The sequence below is a fragment of the Sphingopyxis sp. MWB1 genome, assembly GCF_000763945.1.
Taxonomy (GTDB): Bacteria; Pseudomonadota; Alphaproteobacteria; order Sphingomonadales; family Sphingomonadaceae; genus Sphingopyxis.
Genome location: NZ_JQFJ01000002.1, coordinates 2,099,383 through 2,120,801, shown reverse-complemented (window position 1 = coordinate 2,120,801; position 21,419 = coordinate 2,099,383). Strand labels below are relative to the sequence as shown.

General features: G+C 63.9%; 17 protein-coding genes. 7 read left to right on the top strand and 10 right to left on the bottom strand.

Annotated elements, in window-relative coordinates:
* Positions 1-11 precede the first annotated feature (11 nt).
* Complete coding sequence (locus JV18_RS0110630; protein ID WP_033074466.1) at positions 12-905, top strand: LysR family transcriptional regulator; 894 nt, start codon at positions 12-14, stop codon at positions 903-905.
* Here the strand turns inward: JV18_RS0110630 and JV18_RS0110625 are convergent.
* The 4 genes from JV18_RS0110625 to JV18_RS0110610 are packed head-to-tail and all read right to left on the bottom strand — an operon-like array spanning position 902 to position 5,743.
* Positions 902-2,227, bottom strand: coding sequence for a mannitol dehydrogenase family protein (locus JV18_RS0110625; RefSeq protein ID WP_033074465.1), 1,326 nt, complete (start codon positions 2,225-2,227; stop codon positions 902-904). The genes JV18_RS0110630 and JV18_RS0110625 overlap by 4 nt on opposite strands.
* Positions 2,224-3,636 carry a glucuronate isomerase gene (gene uxaC / locus JV18_RS0110620; protein WP_033074464.1) on the bottom strand — a complete coding sequence of 471 codons (1,413 nt, stop codon included), beginning with the start codon at positions 3,634-3,636 and terminating at the stop codon, positions 2,224-2,226. Before uxaC ends, JV18_RS0110625 begins: the two co-directional genes overlap by 4 nt.
* Positions 3,633-4,937: an MFS transporter gene (locus tag JV18_RS0110615; RefSeq protein ID WP_033074463.1), complete on the bottom strand. Its 1,305-nt coding sequence runs from the start codon at positions 4,935-4,937 to the stop codon at positions 3,633-3,635. Before JV18_RS0110615 ends, uxaC begins: the two co-directional genes overlap by 4 nt.
* A gap of 20 nt (positions 4,938-4,957) precedes the next feature.
* Complete coding sequence (locus JV18_RS0110610) at positions 4,958-5,743, bottom strand: 2-keto-4-pentenoate hydratase (protein WP_033074462.1); 786 nt, start codon at positions 5,741-5,743, stop codon at positions 4,958-4,960.
* A gap of 106 nt (positions 5,744-5,849) precedes the next feature.
* Between JV18_RS0110610 and JV18_RS0110605 the strand changes: the two genes are divergently transcribed.
* Positions 5,850-7,331 carry a UxaA family hydrolase gene (locus tag JV18_RS0110605; protein ID WP_033074461.1) on the top strand — a complete coding sequence of 494 codons (1,482 nt, stop codon included), beginning with the start codon at positions 5,850-5,852 and terminating at the stop codon, positions 7,329-7,331.
* Between the two features lie 9 nt (positions 7,332-7,340).
* On the opposite strand, the gene JV18_RS0110600 is transcribed toward JV18_RS0110605, so the two are convergent.
* Both JV18_RS0110600 and JV18_RS0110595 read right to left on the bottom strand, forming a co-directional pair.
* Complete coding sequence (locus JV18_RS0110600) at positions 7,341-8,963, bottom strand: family 43 glycosylhydrolase (RefSeq protein ID WP_033075252.1); 1,623 nt, start codon at positions 8,961-8,963, stop codon at positions 7,341-7,343.
* 81 nt (positions 8,964-9,044) lie between these two features.
* The gene (locus JV18_RS0110595; RefSeq protein WP_033074460.1) at positions 9,045-11,840 is read right to left on the bottom strand and encodes a TonB-dependent receptor; all 2,796 of its coding nucleotides are present in this window, start codon (positions 11,838-11,840) and stop codon (positions 9,045-9,047) included.
* Positions 11,841-12,097: 257 nt separating this feature from the next.
* On the opposite strand from JV18_RS0110595, the gene JV18_RS0110590 reads away from it, so the two are divergent.
* Genes JV18_RS0110590 through JV18_RS0110580 form a run of 3 tightly spaced genes read left to right on the top strand, consistent with a single transcriptional unit; the run spans position 12,098 to position 14,852 of the window.
* Positions 12,098-13,492: a pectate lyase gene (locus JV18_RS0110590; RefSeq protein ID WP_033074459.1), complete on the top strand. Its 1,395-nt coding sequence runs from the start codon at positions 12,098-12,100 to the stop codon at positions 13,490-13,492.
* On the top strand, positions 13,489-13,884 hold the full coding sequence (locus JV18_RS0110585; protein WP_033074458.1) for a cupin domain-containing protein: 396 nt from the start codon (positions 13,489-13,491) through the stop codon (positions 13,882-13,884). The genes JV18_RS0110590 and JV18_RS0110585 overlap by 4 nt, the downstream gene beginning before the upstream one ends.
* Entirely contained in the window at positions 13,881-14,852 is a 972-nt protein-coding gene (locus tag JV18_RS0110580) for an alpha/beta hydrolase (RefSeq protein ID WP_033074457.1), read from the top strand. Before JV18_RS0110585 ends, JV18_RS0110580 begins: the two co-directional genes overlap by 4 nt.
* A 117-nt stretch (positions 14,853-14,969) precedes the next feature.
* Here the strand turns inward: JV18_RS0110580 and JV18_RS0110575 are convergent, their stop codons facing one another.
* From JV18_RS0110575 to JV18_RS0110560, 4 genes are read right to left on the bottom strand one after another with little or no spacing between them, the layout of a single operon-like run.
* Positions 14,970-16,400 (bottom strand): carboxylesterase/lipase family protein, encoded by a 1,431-nt coding sequence (locus tag JV18_RS0110575; protein ID WP_033075251.1) that lies wholly within the window; start codon positions 16,398-16,400, stop codon positions 14,970-14,972.
* Positions 16,387-17,394, bottom strand: coding sequence for a sugar kinase (locus JV18_RS0110570; RefSeq protein WP_033074456.1), 1,008 nt, complete (start codon positions 17,392-17,394; stop codon positions 16,387-16,389). Before JV18_RS0110570 ends, JV18_RS0110575 begins: the two co-directional genes overlap by 14 nt.
* Positions 17,395-17,447: 53 nt before the next feature.
* On the bottom strand, positions 17,448-18,203 hold the full coding sequence (gene kduD / locus JV18_RS0110565) for a 2-dehydro-3-deoxy-D-gluconate 5-dehydrogenase KduD (RefSeq protein ID WP_033074455.1): 756 nt from the start codon (positions 18,201-18,203) through the stop codon (positions 17,448-17,450).
* A gap of 1 nt (position 18,204) precedes the next feature.
* Complete coding sequence (locus JV18_RS0110560; protein ID WP_033074454.1) at positions 18,205-18,858, bottom strand: RpiB/LacA/LacB family sugar-phosphate isomerase; 654 nt, start codon at positions 18,856-18,858, stop codon at positions 18,205-18,207.
* Positions 18,859-19,018: 160 nt separating this feature from the next.
* On the opposite strand from JV18_RS0110560, the gene JV18_RS0110555 reads away from it, so the two are divergent.
* Both JV18_RS0110555 and JV18_RS0110550 read left to right on the top strand, forming a co-directional pair.
* A complete protein-coding gene (locus JV18_RS0110555) occupies positions 19,019-20,074 on the top strand; it encodes a LacI family DNA-binding transcriptional regulator (protein WP_033074453.1) in 1,056 nt (351 codons plus the stop codon).
* A 138-nt stretch (positions 20,075-20,212) separates the two neighbouring features.
* Complete coding sequence (locus JV18_RS0110550; protein WP_052071896.1) at positions 20,213-21,418, top strand: efflux RND transporter periplasmic adaptor subunit; 1,206 nt, start codon at positions 20,213-20,215, stop codon at positions 21,416-21,418.
* Position 21,419 lies beyond the last annotated feature (1 nt).

Here is a 21,419-nt window from a genome sequence, read left to right as displayed (position 1 = left end):
AATTGCAGCATATGGATTGGGATGCCCTGCAATATTTCCTGATGGTCGCGCGCCACGGCAAGCTCGCGCGTGCGGCGCAGGCGCTGCATGTCGACCCGACCACGGTCAGCCGCCGCGTGGGCGCGCTCGAAAAGGCGCTCGACCAGACCTTGTTCGAGCGCGCGCCCGCAGGCTTTACGCTGACCGCTGCCGGACGGGCGCTGGTTCCCCATGCCGAGGCGATGGCGGCTGCGGCGGCGCGGGTTCACGCCAGCGAAGGCGGGCGCGCGGCGTTGTCGGGCCAATTGCGGATCAGCGTGTCCGAGGGTTTCGGCAACAGCTTCATTGCGCCGCGCCTCGGCGCCTTTGTCGCCGCGCATCCCGAGCTGGAAATCGACCTTGTCGCCTCTTCGGGCTTCCTCAATCCATCGCGGCGCGAAGCCGATATGGCGATTCTGCTCGCGCGGCCGCGCAAGGGCCCGCTGATCACGCGCAAGCTCGCCGATTACAGCCTTGGCCTTTATGCCCCGGCGGGACGGCAGGACTGGGCGGAAGCGGTGGAGACCGCGCCGCTGTCGCGCGCGGCGATTCCGGTGATCGGCTATATCCCCGACATTCTTTATGCGCCCGAGCTCGATTATCTGGGGGAGATCGAGCCCGGATTGCGCGCCGCCATCCGCTCCTCGTCGATCCTTGCCCAGCGGCGGATGATCGCCGGGGGCGCTGGCGTTGGCGTGCTACCCTGCTTCCTGGCGGAGCGCGACCCCGCGCTGCGGCGCGTGCGGCGCGAACAGGCGATCACACGCAGTTTCTGGCTCGCGCTGCACCGCGATGTGGCGCAGCAGCCCCGGATACGCGCGTTTATCGATTGGCTGGATGGCGAGGTGCGCGAGAGCCGCGAGGTGTTGGTGCCGGACCGACCCTAATCCGCTTTGGGGCGCCAGTCCGACGCGATCAGCCCGCCGGCCCCGAACAGCCGTTCCATCGCATCGGGGGCTGCAGCTGCGTCGCGGAGCTTGTCCGCGAGCGGATCGTCGACCGGATAATCGCTGCGTAGAAAGGCGATCCACGCCGCGACCGCTGCCTCCAGCGCGGGGCATCGCTGCCCGCGTTTCTGGTGCCACGCCAGCGTTTCGAGCCAGCGCTGCGGGATTTTCTGGCTGCCATCCATCGCGATCTGAATGAGCCGGTGGTCGAGCGCGGGGTTGGCGAAGCGACGCATCAGCGCGCCGGCATAGGCGGCAAGATCCTGCCCCGGCGCGGCGTCGATCGTCGGCGCCGCCTCTTCGCGCATCAGCCGATCGATCAGCGGGCGGATAGTGGGGTCGGCGACCGCCTGGTGGACATAGGCGTGGCCGCGCCCCAGCCCGATATAGGCGAGCGCCGAATGCGCGCCGTTGAGCATCCTCAGCTTTGCCGTTTCATAGGGCGCGACATCGGCGACAAGCTGGGCGCCGACATCCTCCCAACGCGGGCGGGGGCCGGCGAAATCATCCTCGATCACCCATTGGCTGAAGGCTTCGGTGACCACCGCGCCTTCGTCGCGCGCGCCGAGCACCGCTTGGGTCGCGTCGCGGTCGGCGTCGGTGGTTGCAGGCACGATGCGGTCGATCATCGTCGCCGGGCAGCGGCATTCGCGCTCGAACCAGTCGAGGAGATCGGGATGCTCGGCAGCAAGATAGTCGCGCATCAGCGCGCGCAACACCGCGCCATTGTTCGCGAGATTGTCGCAGCTGAGCAGCGTCAGACCGGACAGCCCTGCCGCATGCCGCGCCGCGAGCCCCGCGCCGACGAAGCGATAGAGGCTCGACGCCCCGCGCGCCGCTGCGAGGTCGAGCGAACCGTCGGGTGCGCGCAAATAGCCCTTCTCGGTAACGGTGAAGCTGATGATGTGCGTCGCGGGGGAAGAAATGGCGTCGATAACGGCTTGCGGGGTTTCGCCCGCGACGAGCACGCGCCGCACCGCCCCGATCAGGCGCAGGTCGGTTCCGTCTGCACTGCGCGTGCTGACGGTATAGAGGCCGTCCTGCGGATCAAGCTGTGCCGCGACATCGCCCGAGCGCAGCGACACGCCGGTGATCCCCCAGCCCTTGTCCCCTGCGCCCATCGCATCGTCGGTATAGACCGCCTGATGCGCGCGGTGAAAGGCGCCGATGCCCATATGGACGATCCCCGCCGCCTGCGCGCTGCGGTCATAGTCCGGCGTCCGCACCGACGCCGGGATCGGGGTCTTCGCCGACAGCCTCACAGCCGATAAGCCGCCTTGGCGAGATTATAGCTGAGGTCGACCGCGAGTTCGGCGGCTTCCCATTCCTCCAGCCGATGTTCAGCGACGAGCTGCGCGAGGAAGCCGCAGTCGATGCGCCGCGCGACATCGTGGCGCGCGGGGATCGACAGAAAGGCGCGCGTGTCGTCGTTGAAGCCGACGCTATTGTAGAAGCCCGCGGTCTCGGTCACCTGGCTGCGAAAGCGCCGCATCCCTTCGGGGCTGTCGTGGAACCACCAGGCCGGGCCAAGCTTCAGCGCCGGATAATGACCCGCGAGCGGCGCGAGTTCGCGCGCATAGCTCGTCTCATCAAGCGTGAAGAGAATGATCGTCAGCGCCGGATCATTGCCATATTTGCCAAGCAGCGGGCGCAGCGCATGAACATAGTCGGTACTCGTCGGAATATCGGCGCCCTTGTCGCGGCCATAGCGTTCGAACAGCCACGGGTTGTGGTTGCGGAAGCTGCCCGGATGGATTTGCATGACGAGCCCGTCGTCGAGGCTCATCCCGGCCATCACGGTGAGCATATGCGCGCGGAACAGTTCGGCATCGGCGGGCGAGACGTCGGCTGCGGTGACCCGCGCGAACAGCGCCTCGGCTTCGGCATCCGACAGGTCGGCGGTCGCGGCGGTCGGGTGGCCATGGTCGGTCGAGGTCGCGCCCAATTCGGCGAAGAAGGCGCGGCGGTTTCGGTGCGCGGCGAGATAACCGGCATAGGAAAAGGCGTCCTCGCCCGACAGCTGCGACAGGCGCGCGAGATTGTCGCGGAACCCTTCATATTCGGGATCGACGACCGGGTCGGGGCGATAGGCGGTGATGACGCGCCCGCCCCATTCGCCGCGCGCGTTCGCTTCCCTGACGACGCGGTGATGGTCGAGCGTGTCGAGGGGGCTTTCGGTCGTCGCGATCACCTCGATGCCGAATCGGTCGAACAGCGCGCGCGGACGGAATGCGTCAGTCGCCAGCGCATCGGTGATATGGTCGTAATAGAGATCGGACGTCGCAGCCTCGAACTGGACGTCGAGGCCAAAGGCTTCGGCGAACACCCAGTCCATCCACATCCGCGTCGGCGTGCCGCGGAACAGATGATAGTTTTGCGCGAACAGCCGCCAGCTTTCGCGCGGATCGGCGTCGGGGTTGCGAATCCCCAGCGCGTCCAGCGACACGCCCTGCGAATAGAGCATCCGGAACACATAATGGTCGGGATGCAGCAGCAGTTCGGCAGCGTTGCCGAAATGGGCGTTGGCCGCGAACCACGCCGGATCGGTATGCCCGTGCGGGCTGATGATCGGCAGGTCCGCAACCTCGGCATAAAGGCGGCGCGCAATGTCGCGCTGCCCCGCATCGGACGGGAAAAGGCGGTCGGGATGCAGGCGAAGCGGACGCGTCATTCGCTCGCCACGGTAACGGGGGCAAGCCGCGGGCTGAGCAGATGCACCGCCGCAACCGCCAGGAAATAGACGGTCGTGCAGGCGGCAAAGATCAGCGTGTAATTGCCGCCCGTGGCATCGAGCACCAGCCCCGTCGACTTGGCCATGATCATGCCGCCGACGCCGCCCATGAAGCCGCCAAGCCCGATGACCGAGCCGACCGCGCGTTTGGGGAACATGTCGGGCGGGATCGAGAGGATGGTCGAGGAAAAGGCCTGATGCCCCGCCAGCGCGATGCCGATCAGCACGACCGCGAGCCACATATTTTCCAGCCCCGAGACAAAAAGCAGCGGCAGCACGCAGCATCCCGCGCCGATCATCGTCACCTTGCGCGCGAAATTCACGCTATGTCCACGCTGGATCAGTTTCGAAGAGACCCAGCCGCCGACGATGCTGCCGACATCGGACAAAAGATACATGATGATCATCGGAAGGAGTACGATTTTGAGATCGACGTCATAGGTGGTGCTGAAATATTTGGGCAGCCAGAAGAGCATGAGGAACCAGACGGGATCGGTCAGAAATTTGGCGGCAGCAAAGGCCCATGCCTCGCGCTTGGTGACGATTTGCCCCCAGCCGATACGTTCAATCTGTTCGGGCGGATCATGTTCGATCCACGCCAGCTCCTTTTCGCTGACCTTTCCGCTTTCGCGCGGATTGCTGTAGAGCCAGAGCCACAGAATGAATAAAGCGGTTCCGAATGCGCCCGTGTAACTGAAGGTTTCGCGCCAGTTGAAGCCCAGTACCACCATGAACAGGGCAATGGTGGGGGCCGTTAGGATGACGCCGATGGTCGTCGCGCTGTTCACCCAGCCGATGGCATAAGCGCGTTCCTTTTGCGGAAACCATTCGCTGGAGGCGCGAACGACCGAGGGGAAATGCCCGGCTTCCCCCACGCCCAGAATGACGCGCGCCGCCATGAAGGAGGCGACCGAGGACGCAAAACCGTGCGCGACATGGCCGATTGTCCAGATGCCGATGGCCAGCGCATAGCCGATTTTGGGGCCAAAGCGGTCGATCAGCCAGCCCATGAGCAGAAAGCCAAGGGCATAAGCCGCCTGAAAGGCCGTGACGATATTGCCATAATCATTTTCGGACCAGCCAAGCTCGTCGCCCAAAGTCGGAGCAAGCAGGCCCAGCATGGTGCGATCGATATAATTGACGGTCGTTGCAGCAAAGAGCAGCGCCACAATCATCCAGCGATAGCGCCCGGCCTTTGGCACGGGCGCCGCTGCGCCCCCGCCTGAAATTACCTCTGCCATATTCCCCTCCCTTTGGTCTTTTATCCCGTAACAGTGCAGGCAACGCGGATTTTTCCGTCGAAGACCGCTTCGGCGCGCTGTCCGGCGCCTATTTCATGAACTCCGGTTATCGCTCCGGCGGACACCCATGTCCCCGGCGGAATCGCAATGCCGCGTGCACGCAAAAGCCGGACGAGAAACAGGGCCGAGCCGAACGGGCCATCGAGCATTGTTTCCATCGTCCCCCGCCCCACGCAAAGATCGTCGATATGAAATTCGACCGGCATTCGAAGCAAATCGCTTCTCCGCCAGTCCGCAAGCGCCGGTCCCAGCACCAACCCCTTGTTATTGCCATAATCGGAGGCGGTCACCGCCGGGCCATGGCTGTTGATGCCCGGAAAGGGCGAGCTCGCAACCTCTATGCCGATGCGGACATCGTCAATGGCATCGCGGATCGAATCGATATCATGGACACGCGTGCCGACCTCGCCGAAACGCAGGAGCAGCTCGGCCTCCGCCGCCGCGAAACCCCCGGCAAAAACAGGCATGGCAGGGCAGCGTCCATCCGCCGCATCGACGATTTCCTCGGCAAAAATCGGACCGGTCAGCCGATGCTCGCCATAGCAGGAAACAAGATCGTCCGCGATCCGGCCGACCTTCCACCCCCCGACCCGGCGCCCGTCGAGACCGAGCGCGGCATCCTGGATCGCATAAGCCTCCTCCATCGTCGCCGGAAGCGGGCCGGGATAGGAGGTAAGCGGTGTCTTTTTCTGGCGCGCCGAAAGAAAGGCGCTGGCGATTTTCTGCTGTTCGGGCGTGGCGCGCATATTTGTCTATTCCCTCTCTCGGCAATGTCCCTATAAGACACCGGTGTCAAACGCAAGCGCTTAGCAAGCAAAAGCGCATATCGCCCACGCCGCCAAAGGATCGCCCATGTCTTCCTGTCTGCATCTGCATCCGCAAGATAATGTGGCGGTCCTTCTGGAAGCGGTCGCGGCGGACGAAACGGTCCGCTTGCCCGGATTCGATCTGACCGCCCGCCAGGCCATCGCGCCCGGCCACAAGATAGCGCTCAGCGCCATTGCCGCCGGTGAAGCCATTGTTAAATATGGTGCACCCATTGGCCGCGCGACCTCTGTCATATCGCCGGGGGAGCATGTCCACAGCCATAATCTGGTCTCGACGCTGAAAGGCGACGCCCCCTATGTTTATGCCCCGCAAAGCCGGGCGATGGCCTTTGACGCGGGCGAGCGCCATTTCCGCGGCTATCGCCGCGCCGACGGGCGCGCGGCGACCCGGAATGAAATCTGGATATTGCCGACCGTGGGCTGCGTCGGGACGCTCGCCGAGCGCGTCGCCCGGACCGCGCAGCGCCGCCATGCAGGGCGCGTCGATGGCATATTCGCTTTCAAACATCCGTTCGGATGCTCGCAACTGGGCGACGATCTGCAGCATACGCGCGCGCTGATCGCGGCGCTGGCGCAGCATCCCAATGCGGGCGGCGTGCTGATCCTCGGCCTTGGCTGCGAGAGCAATCAGCTCGATGCCCTGATCGAGACCATCCCGCCCGAGCGGCGCGCCCATATCCGGACCCTGTCCGCGCAAAGCTGCGACGATGAGGAAGCGGCATGTCATGCGCTGATCGACGAGCTGGCCGAACAGTGCGGCGATGCGGAAAGAAGCGACATGCCGATCGGCGAATTGGCACTGGGGGTGAAATGCGGCGGGTCGGACGGTTTTTCGGGACTGACCGCCAACCCGTTGGTCGGGCGCATGGCCGATGCGCTGGCCGGCGCGGGAGGCAGCATCATCCTGACCGAAATCCCCGAAATATTCGGCGCCGAACATCTTTTGATGGAGCGCGCCGCCTCACGGGCCGTGTTCGACGCCATCGCGGCGCTGGTCGGGGACTTCAAAGCCATTTTCCTCCGCCACGGCGAGGGGCTGAGCGATAATCCCTCCCCGGGGAATATAGCCGGCGGCATCACCACGCTGGAAGAAAAGTCACTGGGCGCGGTGCAAAAGGGTGGCAATGCACCCGTGACCGATGTGCTGCGCTATGGCGAGCGGGTGCAGAGGCCAGGGCTGAGCCTGCTCGAAGCGCCCGGCAATGACGCCATTTCCTCCACCGCGCTGGCGGCGGCGGGCGCGACGCTGATCCTGTTCACCACGGGGCGCGGCACCCCGCTGGGCTTTCCCGCGCCCACGATCAAGATCGCGTCGAACAGCGCGCTGGCGAGCCGCAAGGCGGGCTGGATCGATTTCGATGCCGGTCAGATTCTGTCGCGCGGCTTTGACGAAGTCTCTGCCGCGCTGCTCAACCACATCATCGCCGTCGCTTCGGGCGAACCGAGCCGCAGCGAAGCCAATGGCGAACGCGACATCGCCATCTGGAAATCCGGAATCACGCTTTAGGGGGCGCGCTCAGGCCCCCAGCGCCCGGAAGGTGAAATTGCGAAAACGCGCCTCACCCTCCCCCGCCGAATAAAGGCCGGGGCGAAGCATCAGAAAGCCGCCGCGGACATTATGGTGATAGCCCGACACTTCCATGCCGCGGTCAAAGCGCGTCCAGCTTTTCCCGCCATCGCCGCTGGTATCGAAGGTCACAATATGCCGGTCGTTGGTGACGCGCATGCGCATATGGCGGCCATGGGGATTGGCCGGGCGAGCGCGTTCAATGCCATATTGATGCGTGACAAAGCGCGCGCCATCAAAGCCAAGGCCACAGTAAAGCCTGTCGTCATAAAATAATATCAGCCCCGCCGTGCCGCCGGGCGCAATTTCAATGTCGCATTCGAAGCGATAGGCCTGATCCCCCGCGATCAGCAGCAAGGGCGAGGAATCGACCGGCGCCTTGCCGCGCGCTTTCAATATCAGCGCGCCCTCCTCGACCCGCGCGCGCGCCGCCTCGTCGGGGGCGGGGCGAAAGAAATTCCATTTCGCGCCCAGCGCAAGCGCCGAGAAATCGTCGGAAAGCGCCATGCCATGCGGCCCCGGCACCCCGCCCGCGGGCTTTGCCAGCGGCTGCGACAAATCGCCGCCCTTCATGCGGAACCAGCCATCCGCCGTCCATTCGACGGGATCGAGCAGCGCCTGACGCCCCAGCGTCCAATAGCCATTTTCATAGCCATGATAGACGCTCCACCAATCGCCCGCCGGCCCTTCGACCAAAGTCGCATGACCGCGCGACCACCATTTTTCATTCGCCGATGTCGTGCGCACGAGCGGGTTATGCGGGCAATTTTCCCACGGCCCGTGGATCGATTTGGACCGCGCGGCGATGACCATATGCCCGGTCGGCGGACCTGCCGTGCCGCCCACAGCAGTGATCATGTAGAAATAATCGCCGTGACGCGTAATCTTTGGCCCTTCGGGCGCAAAGCCTTCGACCACCCAGTCCGACGGATAGCGCCAGGGGTCATAGACATGTTCGGGCTCCCCGATCCGGCTGAGGCCATCGTCGGACAGGCGCACCCGGTCGCCGCCCGACAGGAACAGCCAGCGCGAACCATCCTCCCCCACCGCATGGCCGGGGTCGATATGGTTGGGCAGGTGAAGATCCACCGGATCGCTCCATGGTCCTTCGATCCGGTCGGCCCAGATCACCCAGCTGGTGTTCGGCCCCTTGGTCGGGATGTAGAGATAATAGCGCCCGTCATGCTTGCAGAGTTCGGGCGCCCAGACCGCCCCGATATTGCGCGTCAGCGCCGGGCCGACGGGACGCCAGTTCACCAGATCGCGCGAATGCCAGATGACCAGCCCCGGATAGGAATCGAAGGTGGAGAAGGTCATATAATAATCGTCGCCATCCTTAAGGATGGAGGGGTCGGGATGGTCGCCGGCCATGATCGGGTTGAGAAAGCGCCCGTCGCCCAGATCCGCTTTTCGTTGCCCGTCCAGCCCGCGCGCCCATTGGAGGGGCGAAAGCGAGGAAGGCATACAGCCCGATCCTGCCGGCACAGCCTCTGCGCGCGCGGCTGCGGGCGCAAAGCCGGTCGTCAGCAGGCCCGCGCCCGCCAGTTTCAACATGTCGCGCCGTGCTGGCATAAAACCCCCCTTGTGCCGTCCCAAGAAAACGCCCGACCTTTGCAAGCAAAGGCCGGGCAGGTCCAAGGGATTGGTTTTTAATCAGATTTTGACGCGGGCGCCGAACAGGAAGGTGCGGCCATAATGATTATTCTCATAATTGCGGTTCGCTTCATAATCGGTGAAGCGATAGCGATAATCATCGGTCAGGTTCGTTCCCTCGAGCGATATTTCGATATTCTCGGTAATCGCATAGCGGATCGAGGCGTCGACGTTGAACGAGCTGCCATAGCCTTCGAAGAGATTATTATTGCCGCTGGTTCCGTCATTATAGCCGCTGCGCCACGCCGCCGACCCGCGGATGGAGAATTTGCCATCGTCATAATAGGCCGTGGCGTTCCACGCCCGCTTGGCCAGGCCGAGCAGCGGCTGGGTGTAGATAGCCTCTGGCGGTGCCTGAAGGCGATTGGTAGCCGGATCATAAACGAGCGCCCCGCGCAGCGAATAATCGACATCGCTGTCCACGAAGGTGGTGTTGCCCAGGACACCGAAGTGCCGCAGCGAATCGGAGAAGACGGAGAAGGGCAGTTGCAGCGAAAGCTCGAGCCCCTTCAGCTTCGCCCCCGGGCCATTGATATTGGTACGGAATTCAAACTGCTGGCTGGGATTATCGCCGCGCACCACCGCATTATAGGCGGGCGTGCCGGGGGTCAGGAGCGAAAGCGGCAGACCGCTCGACGCATAGGTTCCCTGCGTGGAGGCCGAAATGGGGAAGCTTTCGATATCCTTGGCGAAAAGCGCGACCGAGGCGATGGCGCCGGGAGCAAAATACCATTCAGCCGCCAGATCGAAGGTCGTCGCCCGATAGGGATTGAGGAAGGGGTTGCCCGAGGTGATGCGGAAGTTGAACTGGTCGAGCCCCCCGCCCGGTGTCAGATTTCCGAGCGTCGGACGCGTGATCACCTTGGCAATGGCGCCGCGCAGGATGATATTGTTCGTCGGATGCAGGTTGAGGTTGAAGGACGGAAGCCAGTCGTCATAGCTGCGATCAACGGTCACATAAGTACCGTCGGTAAAGCCCGAGGATGACTGGTCGGTCTTTGCAAAGCGCACGCCGGCATTGCCCGTCACCCGCATACCGGCAAGTTCGGTTTCAAATTCGCCCATGAACCAGCCGCCATAGGTTTTTTCGGTAACCGCCCGCTGTTCGCTTTGCTGAAGCACCGCTTCGCGATCATATAGGCCGATCAGTGCGGTCCCTGCCGCCAGATCGGGGACAATCCAGGCGTTTGTGTTTCCGGCCGGCTGGCCCGCCTTGCCCAGCTTGAACAGCTCGGCAATGTCGGGGGTGACGGGCAGGCCGCCCGTTCCCGGCGCGCAGGTGAAGGCGCCGCAATAGGTGCTGTCGCGGCGATAACCCACCGTATCGAAATCGAACTGACGATAAAAGCCGCCGCCCAGAAGGTCGAAATTATCGGCAACCTCCAGCTCGAAATCAGCCGCGAACGTCTTGAACTTGTTCGTCAGGAACGAAGGACGGTCCCGAAATTCCGCGAGCACAAAGGAGGAGGGATCCTCGATCCCCGGCCCGAAGCTGAGCAGCGGGAATTTCATGTTCGAATAATCATAACGATAGCCGGTTGCGTCGGTATCATCGAAGGCGAGCGTCGTTTCGATCGGAATATCAGCTTTTGACTTGGACATGCCGCCCAGCAGTTTCACCTGAAGCCGGTCGTTGATCCGCTGTTCAAGGCGCGCCGAAAGCTGGTAGAATTTCGTCTCGCTTTCGCGCGAATAGCGCTCGGTGCGAACATAGACGTTGTTCAGGTCGGCCGAGATGAGATTATTATTGCCGTCGATCACATAGTTGGAAACGTCGATGCTGCGTTCGTTGGAGCGCAAAAGCACTTCGCCCCAATATTCGTCACGGGTTTCCTTGAAGGTCGAATAAAGACCGTCGATCGAGATTTTGGTATCGTCGCTCGGCGCAAACTGGATCGACGCGGTGGCGCCCAGACGTTCGCGGTCGTGGCTGACCAGACCATAGCGCGGAATGCGCGGATGAAAGGCTTCGGCGACGTCGATACACGCCTGCGACGGATTGGCGACGAAATTCGATCCCGCCATGCAGGTGACGCCGTTGACGCGCCGGAAGGGCGATTGAGCCCAGCGCACGCTGTTGTTGCCAAGTTCAAGCGTCGTATAATCGGCCCAGGCGACCGAGGCCGAAACCCCAAAGGTCTGGTCGGCATTGGTCCAGGCGACGAGCCCCGCGAGCCGCGGGTCCACATCCTTCGCCAGATCATTATAGCGGGCCTGCGCCGAAGCAACGAGGGTCAGCCCTTCCTTGCCGCCCAGCGGGTTGCCAGTGTTGAGGTCGACCACCGCGCCCAGCGAGCCTTCGTCGAGCGAGGCCGATGCGGTTTTGTGGACCACCAGCGAGGTGAACAGTTCCGAAGCGAAAACGTTAAAGTCGAACGCGCGGTCACGATTCGCCGCCGCGCCATCGGTCGAGGTCGCGATCGTTTCCATGCCATTCAGGCGGACGCGGGTGAATTGCGCGCCCAGCCCGCGCACGGTGATCGCACGGCCTTCGCCCGCGTCGCGCTGGATCGAGATGCCCGGAATACGCTGCAGCGACTCGGCGAGATTCTGGTCGGGGAATTTGGCAATATCCTCGGCGACGATCACATCGATCGCTGCGGTCGAGTCGCGCTTTTGATCGAGCGCCTTGTCGAGCGACGCGCGAAAGCCGGTGACGATAATTTCGTCGGCCTGCGCCGCGGGCAGCGCGGCGCCTTCCTGTGCCCAGACGGGCGAAACCATCAGCGCGGCGAGCGATGCGCCGCAGGTCAGTCGTGTAACGGTGCGAAGCCCCCGCAATGTATGAATAGCCATCCTCATCCTCCCTTTATCGCCGTCACCGCTTGCTTTTCAAGCAATGACACCGGTTACTTTAGTTGAGGAAACAAGAGGAACCCGCAGGTTCCGCCTTATTTCCAATTCGAGAGCGGGAGTGAACCGACGCCAGACATGCGCGGCCAGATCATCATCCTCACCCACAAAATATTCTCATTGACCGATTGGGGTAACCGGTGTCAGAAAGATTGCGGATTGTGACAAACATGTCAAGACCCCAATATTGGAGAGAGAGGATGTCCCTGAAATCCTGGATGATCGCGCTGCTTTTTGCGGTGGGCAGCAGCGCCGGAACCCTGGTGGAGCCTGCCATGGCACAGACGGCAAATGGGGCGACAGCCTTTCCTGGCGCCGTCGGCCCGGCCGCAGTCACCCCCGGCGGGCGCGGCGGGCAGATTATCCGTGTAACGACGCTGGCCCCCGACGGGCCCGGATCGCTCAAGGCCGCCATCGACACGCCCGGACCGCGGATTGTGGTGTTTGAGGTCGGCGGCGTCATCGACATGGGCCGCGAATCGCTCGAGATCAAACATCCCTATCTGACGATCGCGGGGCAGACCGCGCCCGGACCCGGCATCACGCTGATCCGTACCGGCATCGACGTCAAAACGCACGACGTGATCATCCGCCACCTGCGCGTCTATACCGGGGTCGACGGCCAGCCCAAGCGCAGCGGGTGGGAGGCCGACGCCTTTTCGACCGTCGCGGCGCGCAATGTCATCGTCGACCATTGCACCTTCCTGTGGGCGATCGACGAGAATATGTCGGCATCGGGCCCGCGCTTCACCGGCAAGACGGTCGAAGAATGGCGCAAGGGCACGAGCCACAATATCACTTTTTCGAACAATCTGGCCGCCGAAGGCCTGGCCGATGCGAGCCACCCGAAGGGCGAGCACAGCAAGGGATCGCTGATCCACGACAATGCCACTGGTATCGTCTTTTACCGCAATGTCTGGGCGCATAATGTCGAGCGCAACCCGCTGATCAAGGGCGGCGGGCAGGCGCTGATGATCAACAATCTGATCTATAACCCCCAGCACCGCGCGGTGCATTACAACCTGATGAACCTCGAATGGGTCGGCCATGATTATGTGACGGGGCAGATCACCGCCGTCGGCAATGTGATGCGCGGCGGCAATGACACCGACGAGGGCCTGCCCTTCCTGATGCTCGGCGGCGACGGCGACCTCGAATATTATAGCAAGGACAATCTCCACGTCGACCGCCATGGCAAGCCGCTCCCCGAATTCGGCCGCTATGGCGAGACCGAGGCGAAGCTGATCCGCGCCAAGGCGCCGCTTGCGCCAACCACGGGCTATCGCATCCTGCCGTCGCGCGCGGTCGAAACCTCGGTCCTCGCCACCGCCGGCGCGCGGCCCTGGGCGCGCGATGCAGAGGAAATCCGGGTGTTGTTCTTCGTCGCCGAAGGGCGCGGCGAAGTGATCGACGATGAACGCGAGGTCAGCGCCTATCCCAAGGTCAAGGAAGCCGTCCGCGCGCCCTTCGTCGAGGGCGAATGGGACCTTGCAACGATGGAACCGAAATCGGGCCGCTATCCCGCGCAGACCGCGCCGCTGCCGCAGGAGCATCTGTCGGCGCGCGACCGCGCTTCGCGGGAGCAGGCGCAATGAGCGCGCTCACCGCCCTGCTGCTCGCCGCCGCCCCGGCGATGGTCGTCATCGACGAAAGTGAAACAGTCCGCGAGGAAGCCCCGCCGCACGGCGCCATTGGCATGTCGACCGCGTGGCGGATCAGCGACCATGTCCCCGCGCCGCGCAGCTTCGAATTTCGCAAGCGCGCGCTGCACGTCGGCGCGGCGATCGGCGTTCACCCGATTTCGCACGACGAAATCTATTATGTCATGTCAGGAACCGGCGTCGTCCATTCGGACGGCGAGGAAGCCGAACTCAAAGACGGGATGGCGGCGTGGCTCTACAAGGGCGCAAAGGTCGGCATTCGCCAGACCGGAAGCGAGCCACTGGTGCTGATCATCGCCTATCCGAACGAAAAGCCCGCACCATGACGGTCGGGCGCCGCGCGCTGCTTGCGGGCAGCCTTGCCCTGCCCTTCGCCAGCGCTGCCGCGTCCGCGGTCTGGACCCGGCCCGCCGGGCTGGCCCCCGATGCGAGCATCGCGCTTTGGCCGGAGGGGCATCTTACGCCGCCTGCGGGGCTAGTCGAACGGACCGTCCAGCGCAGCGACGACCCGCAAGCCAGCGACCGCATGCTCGAGCATATCACGCGTCCGCGGCTCGACATTTTTCGCCCGGAAACGCCCAATGGCGCGGCGGTGATCCTCGCGCCCGGCGGCGGCTATCGCTATGTCGTGGTCGACAAGGAGGGCTATGAGCTTGCCCGCTGGCTGACCGCGCGCGGGGTCACCGTCTATGTCCTCTTCTATCGGCTCCCTGGCGACGGCTGGGCGAATGGCGCCGACGTTCCGCTCGCCGACGCGCAGCGCGCGGTGCGGCTCGTGCGCAGCCGGGCTGCCATCGACGGGGTCGACCCCGCGCGCGTCGCTTTCGGCGGCTTTTCGGCGGGCGGCCATGTCGCGACGAGCCTGCTCACGCGGTTCGATGCCGCGGCATATGACGCAGTCGGCGGGGCGGACAGCCTGTCTGCGCGCCCCGACGCGCTCGCCGCCATCTATCCCGTGGTGTCGATGGATGCAGAGGTCGCGCATCCCGGCAGCCGCGCGAAGCTTCTCGGCCCCGCGCCCGATGCCGCACGCACCCGACTTTATTCGCCCGACCGCAATGTTCGCGCCGACCAGCCGCCGCTCTGGCTGCTCCATGCCGAGGACGACAGCGTGGTGAAGATCGAGAACAGCCTGCGGTTGCATCAGGCAACGCGCGCGGTCGGCGCATCGGTCGAGGCGCATTGGTTCGGGCGCGGCGAGCATGGCTTCGGTCTGATGAAAACTGCCGGGCTACCCGTCGCGATCTGGCCCGAATTGCTGTGGAACTGGCTGGGATCGCAGGGGGTCGTCTAAGACGTGTCATTGCGAGCCCGGCGAAAGCCGGGGAAGCAATCTCCAGCTATCGATCTCGCGCAAGGCCGGTGACTGGAGATTGCTCCGTCGCCTTCAGCTCCTCGCCATGACGGCCTTTTACGTCCCCGGCTGGATATAGGGCACGCGCGCGAACAATTCGCGCTCCCAGCGGCGCGGGTCGTTTTCGATGCGGCTGACGGTATCGAAAATCATCGTCGCGCGCCGGTCGAGTTCATAGGCGGGCCAGCCCGGATCGCCGGTGCGTGCGAAGCGGACAAAGGCGTCCATCATCCGCTCGCTCAACGCCTGCTGCGCGGGGGTCGCGTCGGGGGTGGCGCCAAAGGCAAAGCCGATATCGTCGGTGTGCTTCGCCTCCTCGAAATCGAGCTGATAGACGAAGGCGGGCACCCCGGCCCGTGCCCGCGCCTCGGCCTCCTCGACCTGCCCGCGCCAGCTTCGCGCCGCGGTGACGATGCGGTGAAAAAGCTCGAGCGGCGGCGCATCGGGATAGCGCGCGCGGAATTGCCCCGCCACCCACTCGGGATGAATGTCGATCCGCATTTCGGGCGCGATCCGCTCGGCAAGATTGGCAAAGTCCAGCCCCGCAAGCTGCTTCGCGTCGGGCGCGTAAAAGGCCCGCGTTTCCATCACCGTATTGCCGAGCATCATCGGAATGGCGCGCGACTGCGGCGCAGCGTCAGGCCAGAAGGGATGGCGCATGAGATGCTTCATATCGAGCACCGGCCCCATATAGACGCCCCCACCGAGTACCGGGTCGGTCGCGCCAAGCGCATCGACGAGCGTCGCAACCGGCGCCGTCGCGGGATCGACGCCCGCGCCCAGCTTGGCAAGAAAGGCCTCGGCGCGCCTTGTTGCGTTGAGCGGCCCCGACGCCGTCACCTGCTGCCCGCTCATCGTGATCGCCTTGTGGAACAGCCCGGCCGCGGCGGGCATCGCCATCAGCGTCGCGATCTTTGCGCCGCCGCCCGACTGGCCAAAGACGGTGACATTGGCGGGATCGCCGCCATAGGCCGCGATATTGCGCTGCACCCATTGGAGCGCGGCGACCAGGTCGAGCTGGCCCGCATTGCCGCTGTCGGGGAAGCGCCCCGGCATATAGAGATAGCCAAGCGCGTTCAGCCGGTGATTGACGGTGACGACGACGACATCGCCGCGTACCGCGAGCGCCGCGCCGTCGTTCACCGGATCGGTCACGCTGCCGGTCGAATAGGCGCCGCCGTGGAAATAGATCATGACGGGGCGCCGCGCGCGCGCGTCGGTCGAGGGCGTCCAGACGTTGAGGAACAGGCAGTCTTCCGATTGCGGCTGGTACCGCTCCCCGCGCTGCGGGCAGGCGGGACCGAAGGTGCCGAGCGCCTGGCGGTTATCGAGCAGCGCGACCGGCGCCGCAAAACGCTCGGCAGTGGCGTAGCGAATGCCCTTGAAGGCTTTTGGCTGCGGTGCCGTGCGCGCGAACAGCGGCGGAGCGAAGGCTGCAACGGCCCCCGCCGCGAGCAGCGCGCGGCGCGTCAACCTAGCGCCGGACATCGAGCCCGCCGCCGTGGAAAGCGTCGATATCATTCTGGCCAAAGCGGCTTGCATCGCCGGGAAGCGAATGTTTGAGGCAGGTGAGCGCCAGCCCGCTTGTCGCCATCGCCTCGGCATCGCCGCCCGAAAGATGCGCGTGGAGCACGCCGGCGGCAAAGGCGTCGCCCGCGCCGATACGGTCGACGATGCCGGTGACGTCGATCTCGCCCGTCTGGTGCGCGCTATCCCTCAGGTCGACCCGCGCCGCGATGCGGTGATGATCGGCGGTGACCGTATGGCGCGCGGTCGAGGCGATGAGCCGCAGCGACGGGAAAGCGGCAAAGCCCGCCTCTGCCGCCTCGCGGCGCCGGTCCTCGCCGTCGCCGCTGAACTCCTGGCCCAGCACGAGCGACAGGTCGCGATGGTTGCCGAACAAGATGTCCGCGCTGCCGATGAGTTCGGAAAGGATGGTGCGCGGGTCGCTGTCCCACGCCTCCCACAGCATCGCGCGGTAATTGCCGTCGAAGCTGACCGGCACGCCGAGCCGCTTCGCCGCGCGGGCCGCGGCCAGCGCCGCCTCGGCCGAACGCGGCCCGAGCGCCGGGGTGATTCCCGACAGGTGCAGCAGTGCAGCGCCCGAAAGCAGCGCATCCCAGTCATAATCCCCCGCCCCGCTCGCCGCGAAGCTCGATCCTGCGCGGTCATAGACGATTTCGGAGGAACGCAGCCCGGCGCCGACGCTGAGGAAATAAAGCCCCATGCGCCCCGGACCGGTGCTGACGGCGGCACAATCGACGCCTGCGCCGCGCACCGCCGCGACAGTCCCGCGGCCCAGAGCATTGGCGGGAACGCGGCTGACCATCGCGCAAGGGTGGCCGAGATGGGCGAGACCGATGGCGACATTTGCCTCGGCCCCGCCGACATGAAGGTCGAGCGAGGGGGATTGCATCAGCAATTCATTGCCGGGCGCGGTCAGCCGGATCAGCAATTCGCCGAAAAAGACCAGCTTGCCCATCCCCACTCCATTCGCCCGTGCATGCGGGCCGTTATTTTATGCGATGCGCGGCCTTACCGCGCGAGCCAGCCGCCGTCGACCGCGAGGATATGTCCCTGAACATAATCAGAGGCGCTGGACGCGAGGAAGACCGCCGCCCCGCCGATGTCGGCGGGGTCGCCCCAGCGACCTGCGGGGATGCGCTCGATGATCTGGCGGTTGCGCGTCTCGTCGGCTTGCAGCGCGGCGGTGTTGTTCGTCGCGATATAGCCGGGTGCGATCGCGTTGACCTGGATGCCCTTCGCCGCCCATTCGTTGGCGAGCAGCTTGGTGAGTCCGCCGACGCCCGACTTCGATGCGGTGTAGCTCGGCACGCGGATGCCGCCCTGAAAGGTGAGCATCGAGGCGATATTGATGATCTTGCCGCTACCGCGCCCGATCATGTGGCGCCCGACCGCCTGGCAGAGGAAGAAAAGCGTCTTGAGATTGGTGTCCATCACGGCATCCCAATCTTCCTCGGTAAAGTCGACCGCATCGGCGCGCCGGATGATGCCGGCATTGTTGACGAGAATGTCGATGCGACCGAACTCGCCAATCACCGCATCGACGAGCGGCTGCACCGCCGCGACGCCCGACAGGTCGGCCTTGAAATTCTCTGCCTTGCGGCCGAGCGCGCGGACCTTGTCCACCGTTTCGGTCGCAGGCGAGCGGCCCGCGGCGGCGACATCGGCCCCCGCCCCGGCGAGTGCAAGCGATATGCCCTGGCCGATGCCGGTGTTGGCGCCGGTGACGAGCGCGACGCGGCCCGCAAGATCGAAGGACGTCGTCATGTCAGGCAAGCGCCGCCTCTGCCGACACGCTCTTCAGATAGTCGCTGATCGCCTCGTCCTGCGAATTGGCATAGAAATATTCGGCGAATTTCTCGCCCGCGATCGCGGCGCGAAGCAGGTCCTGATCGACAGTCTTGAGCACGGTCAGCATGTCGTTGCACGATGCGGCTTTCAGATCCTTCAGGATACCGCGGTTCTTGCGCATGATTTCGGCGCGCTCCTTCGGATAGCCAAGACCCGATTCGCCGTCGAACAGCTTGCGATAGCAATCCTGCAGGTTGAGCTCCGCCGCCCAGCCAAAACCCTTGGCATAAGGCATCGAAATCGCATTGCCGTCGTTGATCTGGGCAAAGAGGAAGGCGTCGGTCGGATCGATCACGAGGCCGCAGAAGACACCCGGCATCGCATTGCAGGCCAGCATCGAACCCATGCCCGTGCCGCAGCCGGTCACGACGAAATCGGCCGCTTTCGAATTGAGCAGGATGCCCGCAAGAAGGCCGTTCATCACATAGGTGAGCGATGCCTTATCCTCGGCCGAATACATGCCATAGTTGAAAACCTGATGGCCAAGCGGCTCGGCGACGGCGGTCAGGGCTTCGTGAATGACGCTGTTTTTCGCGGCCTGGCTGTTTTCGGTGATCAGCGCGATCTTCATAACCATATTCCTTTTTCTGCTTCCGCAGTCTTAGCCATTTTGGTAACCGGTGTCAAATCTCTGCGGCAATATTGCCAGAGTTGATTTCGCCTTCGGCAGAGCCCATCAGAAGCAGCAATCTTGGCGTGAGAAAATCTTGCGCCAGCAAGGGAAAGAAAAAATGGCTGCACAAGGCAGGGCGCCGGCAGGTAAGCAACCGACGATCAACGATGTCGCGGCCTTGGCCTGCGTGTCGAAAAAGACCGTCAGCCGGGTGATCAATCGGTCGGAATTTGTGACCGAAAAGACGCGCCATGCTGTTGAAGCGGCGATCAAAACACTTGGTTTTGTTCCCAATCCCCAAGCACGCGCGCTGGCTTTTCGCCGCAACTTCCTGATCGCCGTCCTTTACGACAATCCCAATGCGCAGACCGTATTGAATTTTCAGCGCGGCGTGCTGGATGCGATCAGGGACAGCGATCTGGCGCTACTCGTACGTCCGGTGGACCGCCGGTCCAGCGACATGCTGGAAGATGTCCGCATTTTTCTGGAAAAACAGCGGCCAATCGGCGCGCTTCTGCTTCCTCCCATTTCGGAAAATGACGATTTGGCGCGTCTGTGCCAAAGCCTTGGCGTCCGCTATGTTCGCATCGGATCGGCGGCGCTGGACGACGACAAGCATTGCGTTGCGTCCAATGACCGCGAAATCGTCAAATCAGTCTGCGAAAAACTCATTGCCCTTGGCCACCGGCGGATCGGTTTCGTGCGGGGGCCGGTCGGCTTCCGGTCGGCCGCAGAGCGTGAAAAGGGCTTTCGCGAAGCCTTGGCAGAAGCCGGGTTGCAGCTTCCCGGCGCCTATGCCTGCCCGGGAAATTATCGCTTCGCTGATGGCATCGAAGCCGGAGAACATCTTCTGGCCCTACCCGAACCACCAACGGCCATTTTCTGTTCCAATGATGAAATGGCAGCTGGGGTCATGAACGTTGCGCATGGCAAGGCCATTGCCGTCCCCGCGCAGCTTTCCATCGTTGGCTTCGACGATTCTCCTACTGCGACGCATATCTGGCCTGCCCTCAGCACGATCCGCTGGCCCATCCACCAAATGGGAATGCGTTCGGCGCAATTGTTGGTGCCGGAGTTCCTGGGAAGTGCAGGGCGAAGCAGCGTGGAGGGATCGGACAGACTGACCTCCACCTTTATTGAACGACAATCGGTCGCGGTGCCTGCCGCACGCTGAAACGCGCCGCGGTCATAGGGCCGGCAGACAAAAATTGTCGCAATTTGTCGCAAGTCCCTCATTGCACTTGCAACTATTGGGTCGGCGGTTGAAAAGACGCCTCCGCCTGCCGACGGACTGACAAGAGAATAATCGATTATGCTGGACAAAGGGGCACCGCTGCTCGCTGCGGCTTTGGGCGCTGTCATGCTGATGCTGGCGGCTTGCTCGGACACCGACAAGGGACGCGACCGGGGACCGCCGGAGGTTGGCTATGTCGTCGTTCAAAGCGCGGCGGTGCCGATCACCACCGAATTGGGCGGGCGCACCCAGGCTTTTGAAACGAGTGAGGTTCGTCCGCAGGTCAGCGGCATCATCCGTCGCCGCCTGTTCACCGAAGGCGGATTTGTGAAGGCAGGCCAGCCGCTTTATCAGATTGACGCCAGCCTCTATCAGGCCGCTGCCGAACAGGCCGCCGCCAATCTGGCGAGCGCCAGGGCCGCCGCCGCCGCCGCTGAGGAAAGGGCAAGGCGCCTTGAGCCGCTCGCCAAGATGCAGGCCGTCGCCGAGCAGGATTATACCGACGCAGTGGCGCAGGCCCGCGTTGCGCGCGCAGCGGTTGCGCAAAATGCCGCTGCGTTGAAAACAGCGCAGATCAACCTGCGCTATGCGACCATATCCGCGCCGATCAGCGGGCGCATCGGCCGCAGCCTTGCCACCCCCGGCGCGCTGGTGAGCGCCAGTCAGGCTCAGCCATTGGCCGTCATCCAGCAAATTGACCCCATTTATGTCGACATGCAGCAATCGAGCGCCGAGCTCACCCGCCTCCGTCAATCGCTTGGCAAAGGCGGCATAACCGCCGGCGACATGACCGTAAGGCTGCAGCTGGACGATGGCAGCGATTATGGCTTTACAGGCAGGTTGCAGTTTTCCGAAGCGGCCGTGAATGAAGCGACGGGAACGGTGACGCTGCGCGCCCGCTTCCCCAATCCCAAGGGGTTGTTGCTACCCGGCATGTTCGTAACCGCGCTGTTCGATCAGGCCATCGAGCAGGGCGCAATATTGGTGCCGCAACCTGCGGTTCAGCGGGATTTCAATGGATCGGCCTTTGTCTATGTCGTCAGCAAGGACAATAAGGCGATGCGGCGCACGATAAGCACCGCGCGCACGGCAGGCGCTTATTGGGTGGTCACCGAAGGGCTGAAAGCTGGCGAGCGCGTCATCACCCAGGGACTGGGCAATTTGCGTCACGACGCCCCCGTTCGGCCCGTTTCCGCGAGCAAAGCCCAGCGCACCGCCCCCGACAGCGAGGCGGGTGAAGGTGGGACCGGTTCCGGCGGAAATGCCGGCGCCAAGAGCGGCTAGC

What these genes read in the sequence shown, in the direction of transcription:
- JV18_RS0110630 (WP_033074466.1), top strand. Translation starts at nt 12, where the DNA reads ATGGATTGGGATGCCCTGCAATATTTCCTGATGGTCGCGCGCCACGGC.
- JV18_RS0110570 (WP_033074456.1), bottom strand. Translation starts at nt 17,394, where the DNA reads ATGGGCAAGCTGGTCTTTTTCGGCGAATTGCTGATCCGGCTGACCGCG.
- JV18_RS0110560 (WP_033074454.1), bottom strand. Translation starts at nt 18,858, where the DNA reads ATGAAGATCGCGCTGATCACCGAAAACAGCCAGGCCGCGAAAAACAGC.
- JV18_RS0110595 (WP_033074460.1), bottom strand. Translation starts at nt 11,840, where the DNA reads ATGGCTATTCATACATTGCGGGGGCTTCGCACCGTTACACGACTGACC.
- JV18_RS0110585 (WP_033074458.1), top strand. Translation starts at nt 13,489, where the DNA reads ATGAGCGCGCTCACCGCCCTGCTGCTCGCCGCCGCCCCGGCGATGGTC.
- JV18_RS0110580 (WP_033074457.1), top strand. Translation starts at nt 13,881, where the DNA reads ATGACGGTCGGGCGCCGCGCGCTGCTTGCGGGCAGCCTTGCCCTGCCC.
- JV18_RS0110550 (WP_052071896.1), top strand. Translation starts at nt 20,213, where the DNA reads ATGCTGGACAAAGGGGCACCGCTGCTCGCTGCGGCTTTGGGCGCTGTC.
- JV18_RS0110610 (WP_033074462.1), bottom strand. Translation starts at nt 5,743, where the DNA reads ATGCGCGCCACGCCCGAACAGCAGAAAATCGCCAGCGCCTTTCTTTCG.
- JV18_RS0110615 (WP_033074463.1), bottom strand. Translation starts at nt 4,937, where the DNA reads ATGGCAGAGGTAATTTCAGGCGGGGGCGCAGCGGCGCCCGTGCCAAAG.
- JV18_RS0110590 (WP_033074459.1), top strand. Translation starts at nt 12,098, where the DNA reads ATGTCCCTGAAATCCTGGATGATCGCGCTGCTTTTTGCGGTGGGCAGC.
- uxaC (WP_033074464.1), bottom strand. Translation starts at nt 3,636, where the DNA reads ATGACGCGTCCGCTTCGCCTGCATCCCGACCGCCTTTTCCCGTCCGAT.
- JV18_RS0110605 (WP_033074461.1), top strand. Translation starts at nt 5,850, where the DNA reads ATGTCTTCCTGTCTGCATCTGCATCCGCAAGATAATGTGGCGGTCCTT.
- JV18_RS0110555 (WP_033074453.1), top strand. Translation starts at nt 19,019, where the DNA reads ATGGCTGCACAAGGCAGGGCGCCGGCAGGTAAGCAACCGACGATCAAC.
- JV18_RS0110575 (WP_033075251.1), bottom strand. Translation starts at nt 16,400, where the DNA reads ATGTCCGGCGCTAGGTTGACGCGCCGCGCGCTGCTCGCGGCGGGGGCC.
- JV18_RS0110600 (WP_033075252.1), bottom strand. Translation starts at nt 8,963, where the DNA reads ATGCCAGCACGGCGCGACATGTTGAAACTGGCGGGCGCGGGCCTGCTG.
- kduD (WP_033074455.1), bottom strand. Translation starts at nt 18,203, where the DNA reads ATGACGACGTCCTTCGATCTTGCGGGCCGCGTCGCGCTCGTCACCGGC.